Origin of the sequence: Vibrio zhanjiangensis (genome assembly GCF_030161235.1) — a bacterium.
Classification (GTDB): Bacteria; Pseudomonadota; Gammaproteobacteria; order Enterobacterales; family Vibrionaceae; genus Vibrio; species Vibrio zhanjiangensis.
Genome location: NZ_BSPW01000021.1, coordinates 108,219 through 123,121 on the forward strand (window position 1 = coordinate 108,219; position 14,903 = coordinate 123,121).

Annotated in this window: 16 protein-coding genes; 10 read left to right on the top strand and 6 right to left on the bottom strand. The window is 45.0% G+C overall.

Going from position 1 to position 14,903, the window contains the following annotated elements; translation table 11 throughout:
• The first annotated feature begins 40 nt into the window (after positions 1 to 40).
• The 3 genes from QQK21_RS05410 (at position 41) to QQK21_RS05420 (ending at position 1,755) form a co-directional block, all read left to right on the top strand.
• Complete coding sequence (locus QQK21_RS05410; protein WP_284191171.1) at positions 41 to 355, top strand: c-type cytochrome; 315 nt, start codon at positions 41 to 43, stop codon at positions 353 to 355.
• A gap of 169 nt (positions 356 to 524) precedes the next feature.
• Positions 525 to 863 carry a nitrogen regulatory protein P-II gene (gene glnB, locus QQK21_RS05415; protein WP_284191172.1) on the top strand — a complete coding sequence of 113 codons (339 nt, stop codon included), beginning with the start codon at positions 525 to 527 and terminating at the stop codon, positions 861 to 863.
• Between the two features lie 43 nt (positions 864 to 906).
• Positions 907 to 1,755, top strand: a complete 849-nt coding sequence (locus QQK21_RS05420; protein WP_284191173.1) for an endonuclease/exonuclease/phosphatase family protein — start codon at positions 907 to 909, stop codon at positions 1,753 to 1,755.
• Positions 1,756 to 1,770: 15 nt separating this feature from the next.
• Here the strand turns inward: QQK21_RS05420 and QQK21_RS05425 are convergent, their stop codons facing one another.
• Both QQK21_RS05425 and gloB read right to left on the bottom strand, forming a co-directional pair.
• Complete coding sequence (locus tag QQK21_RS05425) at positions 1,771 to 3,327, bottom strand: LysM peptidoglycan-binding domain-containing protein (RefSeq protein WP_284191174.1); 1,557 nt, start codon at positions 3,325 to 3,327, stop codon at positions 1,771 to 1,773.
• 70 nt (positions 3,328 to 3,397) lie between these two features.
• On the bottom strand, positions 3,398 to 4,156 hold the full coding sequence (gene gloB / locus QQK21_RS05430) for a hydroxyacylglutathione hydrolase (protein WP_284191175.1): 759 nt from the start codon (positions 4,154 to 4,156) through the stop codon (positions 3,398 to 3,400).
• Positions 4,157 to 4,195: 39 nt separating this feature from the next.
• Between gloB and QQK21_RS05435 the strand changes: the two genes are divergently transcribed.
• Positions 4,196 to 4,924: a class I SAM-dependent methyltransferase gene (locus tag QQK21_RS05435; RefSeq protein WP_284191176.1), complete on the top strand. Its 729-nt coding sequence runs from the start codon at positions 4,196 to 4,198 to the stop codon at positions 4,922 to 4,924.
• A 6-nt stretch (positions 4,925 to 4,930) separates the two neighbouring features.
• Here the strand turns inward: QQK21_RS05435 and rnhA are convergent, their stop codons facing one another.
• Positions 4,931 to 5,395, bottom strand: a complete 465-nt coding sequence (gene rnhA / locus QQK21_RS05440; RefSeq protein WP_284191177.1) for a ribonuclease HI — start codon at positions 5,393 to 5,395, stop codon at positions 4,931 to 4,933.
• Positions 5,396 to 5,451: 56 nt separating this feature from the next.
• Between rnhA and dnaQ the strand changes: the two genes are divergently transcribed.
• Positions 5,452 to 6,195: a DNA polymerase III subunit epsilon gene (dnaQ, locus tag QQK21_RS05445; RefSeq protein WP_284191178.1), complete on the top strand. Its 744-nt coding sequence runs from the start codon at positions 5,452 to 5,454 to the stop codon at positions 6,193 to 6,195.
• Positions 6,196 to 6,203: 8 nt separating this feature from the next.
• Positions 6,204 to 7,457, top strand: a complete 1,254-nt coding sequence (locus QQK21_RS05450; protein WP_284191179.1) for a TIGR03503 family protein — start codon at positions 6,204 to 6,206, stop codon at positions 7,455 to 7,457.
• A gap of 55 nt (positions 7,458 to 7,512) precedes the next feature.
• Here QQK21_RS05450 and fadE read toward each other — a convergent pair whose 3' ends face one another.
• The gene (gene fadE, locus QQK21_RS05455; protein WP_284191180.1) at positions 7,513 to 9,963 is read right to left on the bottom strand and encodes an acyl-CoA dehydrogenase FadE; all 2,451 of its coding nucleotides are present in this window, start codon (positions 9,961 to 9,963) and stop codon (positions 7,513 to 7,515) included.
• Positions 9,964 to 10,271: 308 nt separating this feature from the next.
• On the opposite strand from fadE, the gene lpcA reads away from it, so the two are divergent.
• On the top strand, positions 10,272 to 10,850 hold the full coding sequence (lpcA, locus tag QQK21_RS05460; protein WP_284191181.1) for a D-sedoheptulose 7-phosphate isomerase: 579 nt from the start codon (positions 10,272 to 10,274) through the stop codon (positions 10,848 to 10,850).
• 88 nt (positions 10,851 to 10,938) lie between these two features.
• A complete protein-coding gene (locus tag QQK21_RS05465; RefSeq protein ID WP_284191182.1) occupies positions 10,939 to 11,784 on the top strand; it encodes a class II glutamine amidotransferase in 846 nt (281 codons plus the stop codon).
• An 80-nt stretch (positions 11,785 to 11,864) separates the two neighbouring features.
• On the opposite strand, the gene QQK21_RS05470 is transcribed toward QQK21_RS05465, so the two are convergent.
• Both QQK21_RS05470 and tsaA read right to left on the bottom strand, forming a co-directional pair.
• Entirely contained in the window at positions 11,865 to 13,580 is a 1,716-nt protein-coding gene (locus QQK21_RS05470) for a proline--tRNA ligase (protein ID WP_284191183.1), read from the bottom strand.
• Between the two features lie 109 nt (positions 13,581 to 13,689).
• Entirely contained in the window at positions 13,690 to 14,385 is a 696-nt protein-coding gene (gene tsaA / locus QQK21_RS05475; RefSeq protein ID WP_284191184.1) for a tRNA (N6-threonylcarbamoyladenosine(37)-N6)-methyltransferase TrmO, read from the bottom strand.
• A 113-nt stretch (positions 14,386 to 14,498) separates the two neighbouring features.
• Between tsaA and QQK21_RS05480 the strand changes: the two genes are divergently transcribed.
• Both QQK21_RS05480 and ykgO read left to right on the top strand, forming a co-directional pair.
• On the top strand, positions 14,499 to 14,759 hold the full coding sequence (locus QQK21_RS05480) for a type B 50S ribosomal protein L31 (RefSeq protein WP_284191185.1): 261 nt from the start codon (positions 14,499 to 14,501) through the stop codon (positions 14,757 to 14,759).
• Positions 14,760 to 14,885 carry a type B 50S ribosomal protein L36 gene (gene ykgO, locus QQK21_RS05485; protein WP_284191186.1) on the top strand — a complete coding sequence of 42 codons (126 nt, stop codon included), beginning with the start codon at positions 14,760 to 14,762 and terminating at the stop codon, positions 14,883 to 14,885.
• The last annotated feature ends 18 nt before the right edge of the window (positions 14,886 to 14,903 follow it).

The window sequence follows — 14,903 nt, forward strand, 5'->3', positions numbered from 1 at the left end:
GAAATACATATAAAAACAGTGAATACACTAAGGAAGCACCATGAAAAAAATGCTTATGGGAATATTGTTCGTAATGGGTTTATTTGCCGGATCTGCGCTTGCGGCTGGTGACATCGCTGCTGGCCAAGCGAAGGCGGCAGTCTGCTCTGCCTGCCATGGTGCAGATGGTATTGCCGTCATTCCTGGCTACCCGAATCTCAAAGGGCAAAACGAGCAGTACATAGTGTCCTCAATTAAGGCATACAAGGATAAGCAACGCAATGGTGGACTGGCTGCGATAATGCAGGCTCAAGCTTCAATGTTAAGCGATACTGATATCGCCAATCTAGCCGCATATTATTCAAGTTTAAAATAATAATATTTCAAAAATAATTGGGCCCAAGTGAGTGGGGCTATCCATATCCGTGTCTTTTCGATTGGTTTGGTGAAGATATAATCAAGTGGATGGACTCGAGTGACTTGGGCTTTTTATTGTTTATTGACCATGGGATAATAAGTTCGTTTTTTAAGATTAAGGGATGAAGATGAAAAAAATAGAAGCCATCATAAAGCCGTTTAAATTAGACGATGTTCGGGAAGCGCTGGCAGAGGTTGGTATTACAGGCATGACAGTCTCTGAAGTCAAGGGATTTGGCAGACAAAAAGGGCACACAGAACTCTATCGTGGCGCCGAATACATGGTGGACTTTTTGCCCAAGGTTAAATTGGAGATCGTTGTTACAGATGATGTGGCGGATCAGTGTGTTGATACCATCATTGATACCGCTCAAACCGGCAAGATTGGTGACGGAAAAATCTTTATCACTGATATTGAACGCATCGTACGCATCCGTACGGGTGAAGAAGATGAAGAGGCCATTTAACTGATATTCTTCAACAAAGACTATGTTTTGGGTAGGGCGATAAATGAGAGCTAAGTGGTTTCTGCTTGGTAGTTTGAGCCTAGTTTTGGGTGGGGCGATTGGCTTTAATGTGGCCTTTTCTCTGCCCAAAGAACCGAAAATTGCTGTCATATCTCCCTCTAATGAAGCGTTTTTTCAGTATTGTGCCGAACAATCATCCAGTGATGTTCTTGATGACAATGGTCAATTAAACTTGTTAGTCTGGAACATATATAAGCAAAATAGAGACAATTGGCAGCAAAGTCTGCAGTTTTACTCTCAAGACAAACAGTTAGTCTTACTCCAAGAGTCGAATTTGACACCAGAGCTAAAAACTTGGCTGAAATCTCAGCGGTGGTACGCTTACCAAGTTGATGCGTTTGAGCTATTTGGTGTCAGCGTTGGCGTACTCAATCTGTCTAAAATTGGGCCACAGAAAGCTTGTGCGTATACTGAGCTAGAACCTTGGTTACGCTTACCTAAATCCGCTCTTTATTCGACTTACCACCTTTCTAATGGTGAGTTGTTGGCGGTTGTTAATCTCCACGCAGTAAACTTTACCTATGGCACTGAGGAATATCAGAAGCAGATCGATACAGTGATTGCTTTAGTACAAAACCACAATGGTCCTATTATTGTCGGCGGTGATTTTAATAGTTGGAGTGCCACACGTCTTGCGATTATTGAACAAGCTCTGAGCCCACTTGGCCTTAAAGAAGTGGACTATTCCCCTGACAATCGCAGCCAGTTTGTTACTGGATACGCGTTGGATCATATTTTTTACCGCGGGTTGGATTTGATTAGAGCAGGAGCGCCAACATCTGACGCTTCCGATCATAATCCTATTGAAGTGGTTTTTAAGCTAATAAATTGAGAGAGTCTAAGTGAGTTATACGCTCACTTTTGTCACATCTATGTACAGTTTAAGCTTTTGTCCTGGCTGTAAGTATTTTTGCTGGGCGAGATCATTCCATTTCACAATGTCGTTTGACTTAACTTTGAATCTATTGGCAATAGCATTGATGGTATCGCCATTCTTAACACTGTAGAAAACGGTGCGAATGACGGCACCTTGTGAGGTTTTTTTCCAGATCACCAAGTTTTGCCCAACTCGTAAGGTGTCTTTGGGGCCCATGCCATTCCATTTTGCCAGAGATTGATGGGATACCTTGTTTGCTCGTGCTATTGTCCAAAGGCTATCACCAGAGCGTACAGTATACATGAGTTTGTACTGGCCCCTCGATTTGGCTTGAGCTTTCGCTAATCGATTGCTTGCACTCAGTATGTAAGCGGCATCGTCCTTGGTTGAGGTTGGGATCATGAGAAATTGCCCGATTCTAATCGAATCACTGGATAAATCGTTGGCATTCTTAATCACGTGAGTTGTGGTATTGTAGTGTTTGGCAAGTGCACTTAGACTATCACCTGATTTCACTTTATATCGAACCAACTTCATGCCTTTTCCACGATTTTCGCTCACATTGTTGTTGAATTTTTCGATTGAATTAACCGGTAAAAGTAATTGATGTGGGCCGTTTGGTGCGGTTGCCCATTGATTGTAAGCAGGATTTAAGCTTTGCAATTGCTTAACGCTAATTCCCGCATAACGAGCTGCAATAGCAAGGTCCAGTTGCTCTTTCGGATCGATAAGTTCAACAACAGGCTGATTGGCAATAGGTGGGATATCAAGATCATACTTGTCTTGATTGGCAATGATATCCGCTAAAGCCAATAGTTTTGGCACATATCCGCTGGTTTCTTCGGGTAAATCAAGCGAAAAGAAATCGGTGGGTTTACCTAATTTTTGGTTCTTACGAATCGCACTTGAGACTCGTCCTCCGCCACTATTATAAGCGGCAATCGTATGATTCCAGTTGCCATCAAAACGAGTATTTAGTGTGGTGAGGTAATCCAAAGCGGCATCAGTTGAAGCCGCTACATCACGGCGTCCGTCATACCAGTAATTTTGTTTTAGTCCGTAGTATTTTCCAGTTTCGGGTACGAACTGCCATAACCCAGCCGCGCTGCCATGAGAGTATGCAAAAGCATCAAATGAACTTTCTACAATTGGCAGCAATGCCAGCTCTAGGGGCAGACCTCGTTGCTCGATTTTTTCGGTAATAAGGTACAAAAATGGTTGAGCTCGCTCAGAGACGGTTTTTAAGTGGCTTGGGTTTGTCAAGTACCAAGTTCGGTAGTAATCAACCATTTTATTGTTTGGTACAGAGAGCTGGAGCTGCAAAGCGATGCGTTGCCAGAGATCTTCTTGAGACTGAGGAGAGGCTGGAGGTTGAATATCGTTATTCAACTTTTTTGTCATCTGGCTTGGCACTTGCTCAGATAAATGATTAATGCTTTGAGATGATGATTGTTGGTTTTCTGTTTGCTGGGTAAGCTGACATCCAGTCAGCAGCAGAGAGAATATCCAGCTGTGTTTTAATCGCATTTCACAACCCTTTTGCTTTTTGGCTGCTGATAATACTTGCCTAAATGCTGTGGTGACAAGTTACAACACCTCAAAATTCGTTCTTCCATTCGCGCAGCGCGGTAAAAATAGCGAGAGAATCAGTATTAGATGTCCGATTGGCAACGGATCGAATCACACTCGAATGCTCAGTTCTAAGAAATGGATTAATGTGTTTCTCCTTGCCGATTGTGGTTGGCAGAGTGGGTTTATTCTGTGCTCTGAGACGATTGACCTCTTCACGATATTGGAGAAGTAAGGGGTTTTCTGGCTCAACAGCTAAAGCAAAAGCGAGATTGCTCGCGGTATATTCATGGGCGCAGTAAACTTCGGTTTCTTCTGGCAGGGCCATAAGTTTGTCTAATGAGGTGTGCATTTGAGACATAGTGCCCTCGAATACACGCCCACATCCTGCCGAAAATAGAACATCGCCGCAGAAAAGTTTACCGTCGCCAACATAGCCAATATGCCCTTTAGTGTGACCTTCTAAACCTAATACTAAGAAAACTTCACCAAATAGTTCAATTTGCTCACCGGCTGTGACAGCATGGGTTAAAGTAGGAACAGGTTCATTTGCCGGGCCAACGATATCGAGGTGTGGAAACCGTCTGACTAGCTCCGCTACGCCACCAATATGATCGTTATGATGGTGGGTGATGAGAATAGCATCCAAGGTTAAACTATGCTCTTCTAGATATCGTATCACTGGCTCTGCATCGCCGGGATCAACGACGGCACAGCGCTGATCGCTATTTTGAATCAGCCAGATGTAATTGTCATTGAATGCAGGTATGCTTTTGATATCTAACATGATTGTCTCTCCAGTTTTAAAGAGTAAAGCAGGATTAGTATGAAGCCAGCACGAAGTTTTAAGAAGCTTGAAAAGCCTCATTCATGGTCTCAGCTCAAAAATGGCCAGTGGGTCAGTGAGTCAATACAAACGCGTATTGATGAATGGTGTCCGAAACTATTTGGCTATCATATGCTTAAGCTGGGAGGGCTCAGTTGTGAGTTAACCAGCTTTAATTGTAATATTCAACACCAAGTTCATCTTGATATCCAAAACCCTTTGCACAACGTCATTGCTGATGGCTTCAACCTCCCTTTCCTAGAAAAAAGCTTTGATGTAGTTGTATTAGCGCATCAACTGGATTACTGCAATGATCCACACCGAATGCTACGAGAAGTCGATCGTGTCATGATTGATGATGGATACATCATCATTACCGGGTTTAATCCCATTAGCCTGACTGGGCTGTCTAGCATGATGCCATGGAGAAAAAATAATTTGCCTTGGAGTGGGCGTATGTTCACCCCGAGCAGAATTAAAGACTGGCTTAATATCCTTAATTACCAAATTTTGGATTGCGATCAATACGCTTTGTTTCCAATGCAAACTTACCGCACTATGTGGACTTGGCTTGAAAACAGTTTAGGGGATTGGGCAGCCCCCGTAGGGAGTTTGTACTTTATTGTTGCGCGAAAAAGAAGCTATCCACTTAAGCCGATAAAGCCTCATTGGAAACTGAAACGTAAGCTAACACCCGTGAGTGTTAACTACACGCTATCTAGCAAGTAATCGGTTTTAACTTGCTTGGTAGCCAACATCTTCTTCGGTTGGGTTTTCCGCTGCGGTTCTGGCTAACTCATCACACATTTCATTTTCTCTGTGGCCGGCATGACCTTTTACCCAGCGCCAGTCAATATCATGGCGTGTACTTTCTTGGTCAAGCGCTTTCCACAGGTCAGCATTTTTTACCGGCTTTTTATCAGAGGTTTTCCAATCGCGTTTTTTCCAGTTGTGAATCCACTGAGTGATTCCTTGCCTTACGTATTGGCTGTCGGTGGTTAAAATGACCTTGCAGGGCTCTTTTAAGCTTTGCAGTGCCACTATGGTCGCCATCATTTCCATACGATTATTGGTCGTAAGGGTAAAACCTTTGCTGAGTGTTTTTTCAACTTTTTTGTAGCGAAGCACAATGCCATAACCACCTGGACCTGGGTTACCTAAACAAGATCCATCTGTGAAAATTTCCACCTGTTTCGTCATGATTTGATACTATTGGGGTAAGCGTAGAATTTGTATAGTCTGACACACAATTTGTTATGAATACCAGCAACAATTCCAATCACAATCGTATCGTCGTTCTCGATACTGAAACCACCGGTATGAACCGGGAAGGCGGTCCGCACTATCAAGGTCATCGTATTATTGAAATCGGTGCCGTTGAAATCATTAACCGTAAACTGACAGGGCGTCATTTCCATGTCTATCTAAAGCCTGATCGCACTATCCAACCGGATGCGATTGAAATTCACGGTATTACTGATGAATTCTTGGTTGATAAACCAGAATATCGCGAGGTCCATGAGGAATTCTTAGCCTTCATTCGCGGAGCCGAATTGGTTGCGCACAATGCTCCCTTTGATACTGGGTTTATGGATTATGAATTCTCTCTACTTGACCCTCAAATTGGTAAGACTCATGATTATTGCCGCGTCACAGATACACTTGCAATGGCGAAGAAAATCTTCCCCGGTAAGCGTAACAATCTAGATATATTGTGTGACCGCTACGGCATAGATAACTCGCATCGTACGCTCCACGGCGCTTTACTTGATGCTGAGATTTTGGCCGATGTATACTTATTGATGACAGGTGGTCAGACATCGCTGCAATTTAGTGCAAGTCAGCTGGGTGTGGGCGAATTGGGAGGAGAATCAATAAAACGAGTCTCTGACGAGCGAAAATCGCTAAAGGTTATTCGAGCTACGGCCGATGAACTAGAAGCACATAACGATCGTTTAGACCTTGTGGAGAAAAGCGGTAGCTGTCTCTGGCGTCAGTAGGAGAAGAAATGTTGAAGATTTGGTTTGCCTTACTTGGCTTATTTGTCGGTGTCTTTGCTCACGCCGAGGAGTCTTCAATGTCTCTACTTGATAATCGCTTTAGAGTCGATCCCACGATTGAGCAGATCACTTTTGTTGTCTATCGGGAAGAACCGTCAAGGCCAGTGGTCTTGGTGCGTCCTGATGGCAAAAAGTATTATGCATGGCGTAAGCCGGATAACGTACGCTGGTACCAAGAACCCGCGATGGATATCATCTCGATAGATAAGCCGATGCCTGGTCCATGGCAAGCCGTTGGTAAGGTCACGCCCAAAAATAAAATTGTCTTGATTTCACATCTGGCTCTGACCACAGACAAAATGCCAGAAAGGTTATTTCAGGGGGAGCAAATTAAGTTTACTGCTCGCCTATCTTCAGATGGAAACCCACTGGTTATGAGAGACTTTTTAGATAGAGTCAACCTGTTGGTGACCTTTACCAAATATATCGAAAATGAAGCTTCATTAGTCAAAGAAGCCAGACCGATAGCGCATAAGATTGGTGACTTTGCCGACGATGGCGTGGGGTTTGATGAAGTGGCTGGAGATGGCGTATTTACTGTATCGCTCACCATTACCCCTGATCCTGGCAAATATAGAGTTCGCATCACATCGGGAAATGGGGTTTTTCTTCGTGCACAAGAGCAAGAAGTGCTGGTTTATCCCACACCAATCCAAACCACTTTTATTCAAAGCCGAGTTGAAGGCAAACAACATACCTTGGCCATTTCAGGAGAGAAAGGCATGATTGAGCCTGGGAGTATTGCGGCTCAGATTGAACACCTCTCGCCGGATGGCACCGAAGATGTTATCGCAAAAAGTGCCGCTGAAGATGCAGAGAGTGTGCTAATCCCGATTCCTTACAAAGGTGACATTGGCAACTACTCATGGATGGGTAGGGCGTTTGCCACCGAGCTAGGTTCTGGTCGCCCACTCAATTTCCCAATAAAAGAGCAAACATACAGTGTGCTTGAAGAGGTGGATTTTGCGGAAACTCGCAGACTTCAAGAGGAAGAAAGGTTAAAGCAACAGAAGTTGATGGAAGAAATGCGGTTACTTGAAATGAGAGAAGAAAAACGCACAAATACCATTATCATGATTACCGTTGCGAACATTGTGGTGATTCTCATTGGTTTTGCAATGTGGTTTGGCGTCGGAAAATTGAAGTTAAGACCGAAGAAAGAAGAAATGCCTGAAATGCAATTAGAGATGCCAAAGAAATAACGTGCGCTAGTTGGAATCAGGGCTGCCTAGTGCAGCCCTGATGGTTGTTATTGTGCTACGCCACTTCTTCCAGTAGAGGCTTTCTTTCGTTTTGTGCCGCAGCCAAGTGCTTTGGGTCAAAGTCATCCACATTAATCACGTATAAGCGATGTTGCTCGGCTTGACGCAGGAGTTTGGCTTCATCTGAATCAATGATGCCTTTTTCCAAACCAATGTCAGCAATCAGATCCAATTGCAAGAATGGACGCCTTTCGTTTATTGCTTTGCATACTTTGTTAAAAATCGGTTCAGCTTGCAAAATGATGTGTAATGCTTGCTCGACTTTTCCTGCTGCATTAAATTCACTTGCTTGGAAGTACTGATTACGCCCTAGACGATCACGAGTGGCAGATGGTGTTTGCAGAATCATAGCCACTTGGTTATCAAGTTGGTCACTTGGTGCTTTTCTTACTCGACCAAAAGGTAGGATAACCAGTCTCAACGCTTTTCCTAGCCACTTGTTTGGGAAGTTAGCTAAAAGCTCGTCGACGGCCACTTCAGCCTGTCTCAAGCTATCTTGAAGTCCCCAGTGAAGCAGTGGCAAATCCTCTGCGATACGGCCATCATTATCAAAACGTTTCAGTGTCGCAGAGCTGAGATACAGCTGACTTAGGATGTCACCTAAGCGAGCGGATAGGCGCTCTTTACGTTTTAATGAGCCGCCAAGTACGGCCATTGAAATGTCCGATAAAAACGCAATGTTTGCACTGTAGCGATTAAGTTGCTGATAATAACGACTGGTTGAATCTTTGACCGGTGCCGATGAAAAACGACCATCAGTCAATCCGAGCCAGAAGCTACGAACCAGATTACTTAGCGCAAAACTGACGTGACCCGCTAAGGCTGTATCAAACTTTTCTAGGGCATCAGAAGAGTCAGAATACGCCGCTTCCATTTCTTCAAGTACGTATGGATGACAGCGAATGGCCCCTTGACCATAGATAATCATCGAGCGGGTCAGGATATTTGCGCCTTCGACCGTGACGGCAATTGGCGCTCCTTGATAACCGCGAGCGAGAAAATTCGATGGGCCCAAGCAGATCCCTTTTCCGCCAACAATATCCATGGCGTCGATAATGCTTTGCTGGCCGCGATGAGTACAATGGTATTTTACAATGGCTGAGATGACGGATGGCTTTTCACCCAGATCAATACCCGCCACAGTGAGGTTACTGGCTGCATCCATCACGTAGGCATTGCCACCTAAACGTGCTAGCGGCTCTTCAACGCCTTCCATTTGACCGATAGGTTGCTTGAACTGGCGGCGAATGCGTGCGTAGGCACCGGTGGCCAGCGCTGCGGTTTTGATGCCACCTGTGGAGTTAGAAGGCAGTGTAATACCACGTCCTACCGATAAGCACTCAACCAGCATACGCCAGCCTTGGCCTGCCATTTTTGGGCCACCGATAATGAAATCCAGAGGAACAAATAAGTCGTTACCTCGAGTTGGCCCATTTTGGAAAGGCACGTTGAGTGGGAAATGACGACTACCTATCTCAACACCTTTTAAGTCGGTTGGGATCAGCGCACAAGTAATACCGATATCTTGCTCATCACCAAGCAAGCCCTCAGGGTCGCGCAGTTTAAATGCCAAACCGAGGACGGTTGCAATAGGCGCTAAGGTTATGTATCGCTTATTCCAAGTTAAGCGCATACCTATTACTTGTTTGCCTTCCCATTCTCCTTTACACACGATGCCAAAATCTGGAATGGAGCCAGCATCGGAGCCAGCTTCTGGGCTGGTTAAAGCAAAACATGGGATCTCTTTACCTTCAGCCAGCCTAGGCAGGTAATACTCTTTTTGCTCTTTTGTACCGTAATGCTGAAGAAGCTCGCCAGGGCCAAGAGAGTTTGGTACGCCAACGGTTGAAGACAGTACCGATGAAACGCCAGTCAGTTTCTGCAATACAAGCGATTGAGCATAGGCTGAAAACTCCAAGCCACCGTACTTTTTCTTAATGATCATGGCAAAGAATTTATGGTCTTTTAGAAATTGCCAGACTTTCGGCGGTAAGTCAGCTAACTCATGAGTGACCTGATAGTCGTTGACCATGGCACACACTTCATTCACAGGCCCGTCAAGGAAAGCTTGTTCTTCAGCGCTGAGTGTCGGCGCTTGAATATCATGCAGCGTATTCCAATTTGGCTTACCTTTGAACAGTTCTGCTTCCCACCATACTGTACCTGCGTCTAAGGCTTCTTTTTCTGTTTGCGACATTTCAGGCAACACTTTTCTAAATACAGTCAGCGCTTTTTGACTGATAAGCGATTGCCTTATCGAAGGAATGGTGAGCACCACCGTTGAGGCGATAAACAAGATCCAGCTCAGTGAGCCAGCGTTGCCAAAGATGGAGAGAATCAATAAGGTTGCAGTGAGAGCAGCCACGGATTTGGCCAAGGCCGTTCGATGATAGAGACAGACTGCCAGTACGGCAGAGAATCCAAGTATAGAAAGCAAAGTGTCCATAATTTATGTTCCTTGTTCAGCGTGATTCTTTGTTTATACGCTGTAATGCAGATAGAGGTCCAACCAGTTATAGTGTAATGAAAATATTAAATAAATGTAAAACACAAATGTGTCCAAAAAGTGATCTTGGTAGAGTAAAAAACCTAAAAATGACGGGGGCTACGGGTTTTTTGAACGCATAATCACGACAAAATTGGAATTGTTTGCTGGCAGCTATCGACAGTGAGAATTGTTTGGGTAAACTCTGACTGTAACCATGGCGACATAAACGTCGGCCCTTTGAATACTCAATAATTAGAGAACAAGCTATGTATCAGGATTTGATCAAAAACGAATTAACCGAAGCGGCTGAAGTACTGAATGCATTTCTAAGTAACGATCATAATATCGCTCAAATTGAAGCCGCAGCAAAAATGCTTGCGGACTCATTCAAGCAAGGTGGCAAAGTGCTATCTTGTGGTAATGGCGGTTCACATTGTGATGCCATGCACTTTGCTGAAGAGCTAACAGGTCGCTACCGTGAAAATCGTCCAGGCTATCCGGGCATCGCGATTTCCGACCCTAGCCACTTGTCGTGTGTGAGTAATGACTTTGGTTACGACCATGTATTTTCTCGTTATGTTGAAGCTGTGGGAGCCAAAGGTGACGTCTTGTTTGGTTTATCGACCTCCGGTAACTCAGGCAATATTCTTAAAGCCATTGAAGCAGCTAAAGCCAAAGGCATGAAAACCATTGCTCTTACTGGCAAAGATGGCGGTAAAATGGCAGGGCTAGCGGATATCGAAATTCGTGTTCCTCACTTTGGGTACGCTGACCGCATTCAAGAAGTGCACATCAAGATCATTCACATAGTGATTCAGTTGATCGAAAAAGAGATGGAGAAGTAACCTTTCTCGATGGTTAAGGTGTCATTGAACTTATATAATACCAGTGTTAAGCACTGGTATTGTTGTTTTATAAGGAGCTTGTAGAGCTATGTGTGAACTGCTCGGAATGAGCGCCAATGTGCCAACGGATATTTGTTTTAGTTTCACCGGATTAATGCAACGCGGTGGAAATACAGGCCCACACCGTGATGGTTGGGGGATTACCTTTTACGAAGGGAAAGGCTTTCGCAACTTCAAAGATCCGACCCCAAGTTGTGATTCAAAAATTGCGGAGCTGGTACAGAACTATCCAATAAAAAGCTGCGCTGTGATCAGTCATATTCGTCAGGCCAATCGCGGTGCGGTGAATCTTGAAAATACGCACCCTTTTACTCGTGAATTGTGGGGGCGCTACTGGACATTTGCCCACAATGGTCAGCTAAGTGATTACCAAGATTTGGCAACAGGGCGTCATCGTCCTGTTGGGCAAACAGACAGTGAGTTGTCTTTTTGTTGGCTGTTAAAGCAAATGGAAGACAAGTATCCACAGCCACCTCAAGATATGGCCAGTGTGTTTAAGTTTATCGCTCAGTGCTGTGACACATTGCGCGCAAAGGGCGTCTTTAATATGCTGTTGTCTGATGGTGAGTACGTGATGACTTACTGCACCAACCATTTGTATTGGATCACGCGTCGGGCACCATTTGGTAAAGCGTCGTTGATTGATGAAGATGTTGAGATAAATTTTCAAGAAGAGACAACGCCTAATGATGTGGTTTCTGTTATCGCCACTCAGCCATTGACTGATAATGAAGAGTGGCACCGAATGAAACCGGGAGAGTTCGGCCTATTTCACTGCGGTGAACTCACCGATGGCAATACGGATAAGTTAGTTGATGTTCCGTTTGCACCGAAAAAAGTGGCATGCCAAGCACCCAGTGAGCCATTAGAGTAAAGAGATATAAGCATAAAATAAAAGGCTGATGCGCTTGCATCAGCCTTTTGGGTTTATTCGATGTTATCGCGTACTTGGACTTACGCCAATTGCTGTTTTAAATGGTTGATGATCTCAGCCATTGCAACCGGTGTTTTCTCTCCGGTGCGGCGGTTCTTATACTCGAAGTTGCCTTCCTTCATGCTGCGATCGCCAATTACGATAGTATGAGGAATGCCGATAAGCTCAATATCAGAGAACATAACGCCTGGACGTTCTTTACGGTCGTCAAAGAGGACCTCAATACCCATAGCGGTTAATTCTGCATAGAGCGTTTCAGCCGCTTGTTTGACTTCTTCAGACTTGTGCATGTTCATCGGCACGATAGCGACTTGGAAAGGAGCAAGTGCGTCTGGCCAGATGATGCCATGTTCGTCGTGGTTTTGCTCGATAGCAGAAGCAACAACGCGAGAAACACCAATACCGTAACACCCCATTTCTAAGATGACGTTCTTACCGTCAGGACCAAGCACACCACAGTTCATTGCTTGAGAGTAGACGTTACCAAGTTGGAAAATATGACCCACTTCAATACCACGTTTCAGCATTAGGGTACCTTTACCACAAGGGCTAGGGTCGCCTTCAACGACGTTGCGCAGATCTTCCACTTGGCCAAGCTCAACATCACGGCCCCAGTTGATACCAAAATAGTGCTTATCATCAATATTAGCGCCTGCCCCAAAATCGCTCATGACGGCAACGGTGCGATCGACAATAAACGGCAGAGTTAAGTTAACTGGGCCTAGAGAGCCTGGTCCTGCGCCAATCAGAGCGCGAATGTCTTCTTCTGTTGCCATCTCTAATGGAGCCGCCACTTGAGGAAGGTTCTCAGCTTTGACTTCGTTGAGCTCATGATCACCACGAATAATCAGGGCAATAATATCGGCATCGACTTCGTCTGATGCTTTAACGAACAGAGTTTTAACCGTTTTTTCAATCGGCAGGTCATGTTGCTCTACAAGCTCAGCGATGGTTTTGGCATTTGGCGTGTCAACCAGCGTCATTTCTTGAGTGGGTTGGGCACGTTCACCGACAGGTGCCGCGGCTTCGGCTTTTTCGATGTTTGCCGCGTAATCCGATTCGGTTGAGAAGGCGATCAAATCTTCACCGCTTTCCGCCAGTACGTGAAACTCTTGTGAGCCACTCCCGCCGATAGCGCCAGAATCCGCCAGTACAGGGCGATACTCAAGCCCCATACGATCGAACGCTTTACAATAAGCATCATGCATGGCTTGGTAAGATTTCTCTAAGCTTTCTTTATCGATATCAAAGCTGTAAGCGTCCATCATACAGAATTCACGTGCACGCATCACACCAAAGCGAGGGCGGCGCTCGTCGCGGAATTTCGTTTGGATCTGGTACAAGTTCAGCGGGAGCTGTTTGTACGAGCTGACTTCGTTGCGCACTAGGCTAGTGATCACTTCTTCAGCGGTTGGGCTGAGAACAAACGGACGAGTATGGCGATCAGTAAAGCGAAGTAGCTCAGGGCCCATTTTTTCGCTGCGGCCTGTCTCTTCCCAAAGTTCAAACGGCTGAACAACGGGCATCAAGGTTTCGACAGCGCCTGCATTGTCGATCTCTTGACGAACGATGTTTTCGACTTTACGCAGTACACGTAGACCAGTAGGTAGCCAGGTGTAGAGACCTGAAGCCAGCTTACGGATCATACCTGCACGCAGCATGAGCTGGTGGCTCACCACTTCTGCGTCGTTTGGAGTCTCCTTAAGAGTAGAAAGAAGATAATTACTGGTACGCATTCATTTTATCCGTTGATTAAAGTTAGTTTCTCCAGCCAAGATGGGCAGGAGCGTCAAATTCCCACTTGGGAAATGGTTAGCCGCTTATAATATCAGCCAAAAGCCTTTGTCAAAAGCATTCAATTGCGGTTACTGTGACTAAGTCATTGTTGACGACAAATTTGATGTTTAAATCAAATAAATTGACCGCGTATTGTTTGTCATCTGGTTTGCCTTTTTTGTAGGCAGGCCTAGGATCTTGAGCCAAAACTTGCTCGATAACAGTTTGTTCATAACGGGCATCAGCACGCTTTTCTAGCTGGCTGACTGCCAAGGGTGAAAAACGTACAGGCAGCGCAATGGGCTCTTGTTCTGCGTAGCCGCCTTGAGCATGAGTAATCGAATCTGAGTAGGGTACATAAGGTTTGATATCGATAATGGGGGTGCCATCGACCAAATCGACGTTACCAAGATCAATATAAATGTGCTCATCGTGTTTACCAATACCCTTGAGTTCAACCGCAGACATGCCTATACCGTTGGGCCTAAACGTTGAGCGAGACGCAAACACGCCAACTCGTTGATTCCCCCCCAGTCTTGGCGGCCTCACCGTGGGTTTCCAGCCAGCCTCTAAATTTTGATCAAATAAAAACAGTAACCAGATGTGTGAAAACTGCTCCAGCTCTCGCACGGCTTCTGGGGTATTTGCGCTGCCAACTAACCGGACTCTAGAGCGCGCAGCACTCACAAGTCGTGGTTGGCGAGGGACGGCAAATTTCTCTTTATAAGGGCTCTCAATAAAACCGATTGGCTCTATGGAATACATACTTATCTCTCAAAATGGTAATGGAGTAAAAGTATCACAAAACCACTAGCAATACTTATTGAGAATAGTTATCATACTTTATGTTATAACATAACATTTATTAAGGAGTCGTTATGCAAGATAATATTCACCCAAAATACCGCACTGTAGTCTTTCACGATACCAGCGTAGATGAGTACTTCTTGATTGGTTCAACGCTACAAACTGATCGCACCATCAAATGGAAAGATGGCAAAACTTACCCCTATTTTACCGTTGAGGTATCGTCTAAATCTCATCCTTTTTATACCGGTAAGCAGCGCGTTATCCATAAAGAAGGTCGCGTGGCGAACTTTAAGCGCCGCTTTGGTCAATTTTCCAAAGGAGATGAGTAAATGAAAGTATTGAAATCGCTAAAGAGTGCCAAAGCGCGTCACCCAGATTGCCAAATCGTAAAGCGAAGAGGGCGGCTGTATGTGATTTGCAAAGCCAACCCACGTTTTAAAGCGGTTCAGCGCTGAACAAACAAAATTAGCGGT

Excerpts from the sequence above, each read along its gene's own strand:
- rnhA (WP_284191177.1), bottom strand. The coding sequence starts at position 5,395 with ATGACGAAACAGGTGGAAATTTTCACAGATGGATCTTGTTTAGGTAAC.
- ykgO (WP_284191186.1), top strand. The coding sequence starts at position 14,760 with ATGAAAGTATTGAAATCGCTAAAGAGTGCCAAAGCGCGTCACCCAGAT.
- QQK21_RS05435 (WP_284191176.1), top strand. The coding sequence starts at position 4,196 with ATGAAGCCAGCACGAAGTTTTAAGAAGCTTGAAAAGCCTCATTCATGG.
- QQK21_RS05410 (WP_284191171.1), top strand. The coding sequence starts at position 41 with ATGAAAAAAATGCTTATGGGAATATTGTTCGTAATGGGTTTATTTGCC.
- QQK21_RS05420 (WP_284191173.1), top strand. The coding sequence starts at position 907 with ATGAGAGCTAAGTGGTTTCTGCTTGGTAGTTTGAGCCTAGTTTTGGGT.
- fadE (WP_284191180.1), bottom strand. The coding sequence starts at position 9,963 with ATGGACACTTTGCTTTCTATACTTGGATTCTCTGCCGTACTGGCAGTC.
- QQK21_RS05425 (WP_284191174.1), bottom strand. The coding sequence starts at position 3,327 with ATGCGATTAAAACACAGCTGGATATTCTCTCTGCTGCTGACTGGATGT.
- QQK21_RS05480 (WP_284191185.1), top strand. The coding sequence starts at position 14,499 with ATGCAAGATAATATTCACCCAAAATACCGCACTGTAGTCTTTCACGAT.
- lpcA (WP_284191181.1), top strand. The coding sequence starts at position 10,272 with ATGTATCAGGATTTGATCAAAAACGAATTAACCGAAGCGGCTGAAGTA.
- tsaA (WP_284191184.1), bottom strand. The coding sequence starts at position 14,385 with ATGTATTCCATAGAGCCAATCGGTTTTATTGAGAGCCCTTATAAAGAG.
- QQK21_RS05450 (WP_284191179.1), top strand. The coding sequence starts at position 6,204 with ATGTTGAAGATTTGGTTTGCCTTACTTGGCTTATTTGTCGGTGTCTTT.
- glnB (WP_284191172.1), top strand. The coding sequence starts at position 525 with ATGAAAAAAATAGAAGCCATCATAAAGCCGTTTAAATTAGACGATGTT.
- QQK21_RS05465 (WP_284191182.1), top strand. The coding sequence starts at position 10,939 with ATGTGTGAACTGCTCGGAATGAGCGCCAATGTGCCAACGGATATTTGT.
- dnaQ (WP_284191178.1), top strand. The coding sequence starts at position 5,452 with ATGAATACCAGCAACAATTCCAATCACAATCGTATCGTCGTTCTCGAT.
- gloB (WP_284191175.1), bottom strand. The coding sequence starts at position 4,156 with ATGTTAGATATCAAAAGCATACCTGCATTCAATGACAATTACATCTGG.
- QQK21_RS05470 (WP_284191183.1), bottom strand. The coding sequence starts at position 13,580 with ATGCGTACCAGTAATTATCTTCTTTCTACTCTTAAGGAGACTCCAAAC.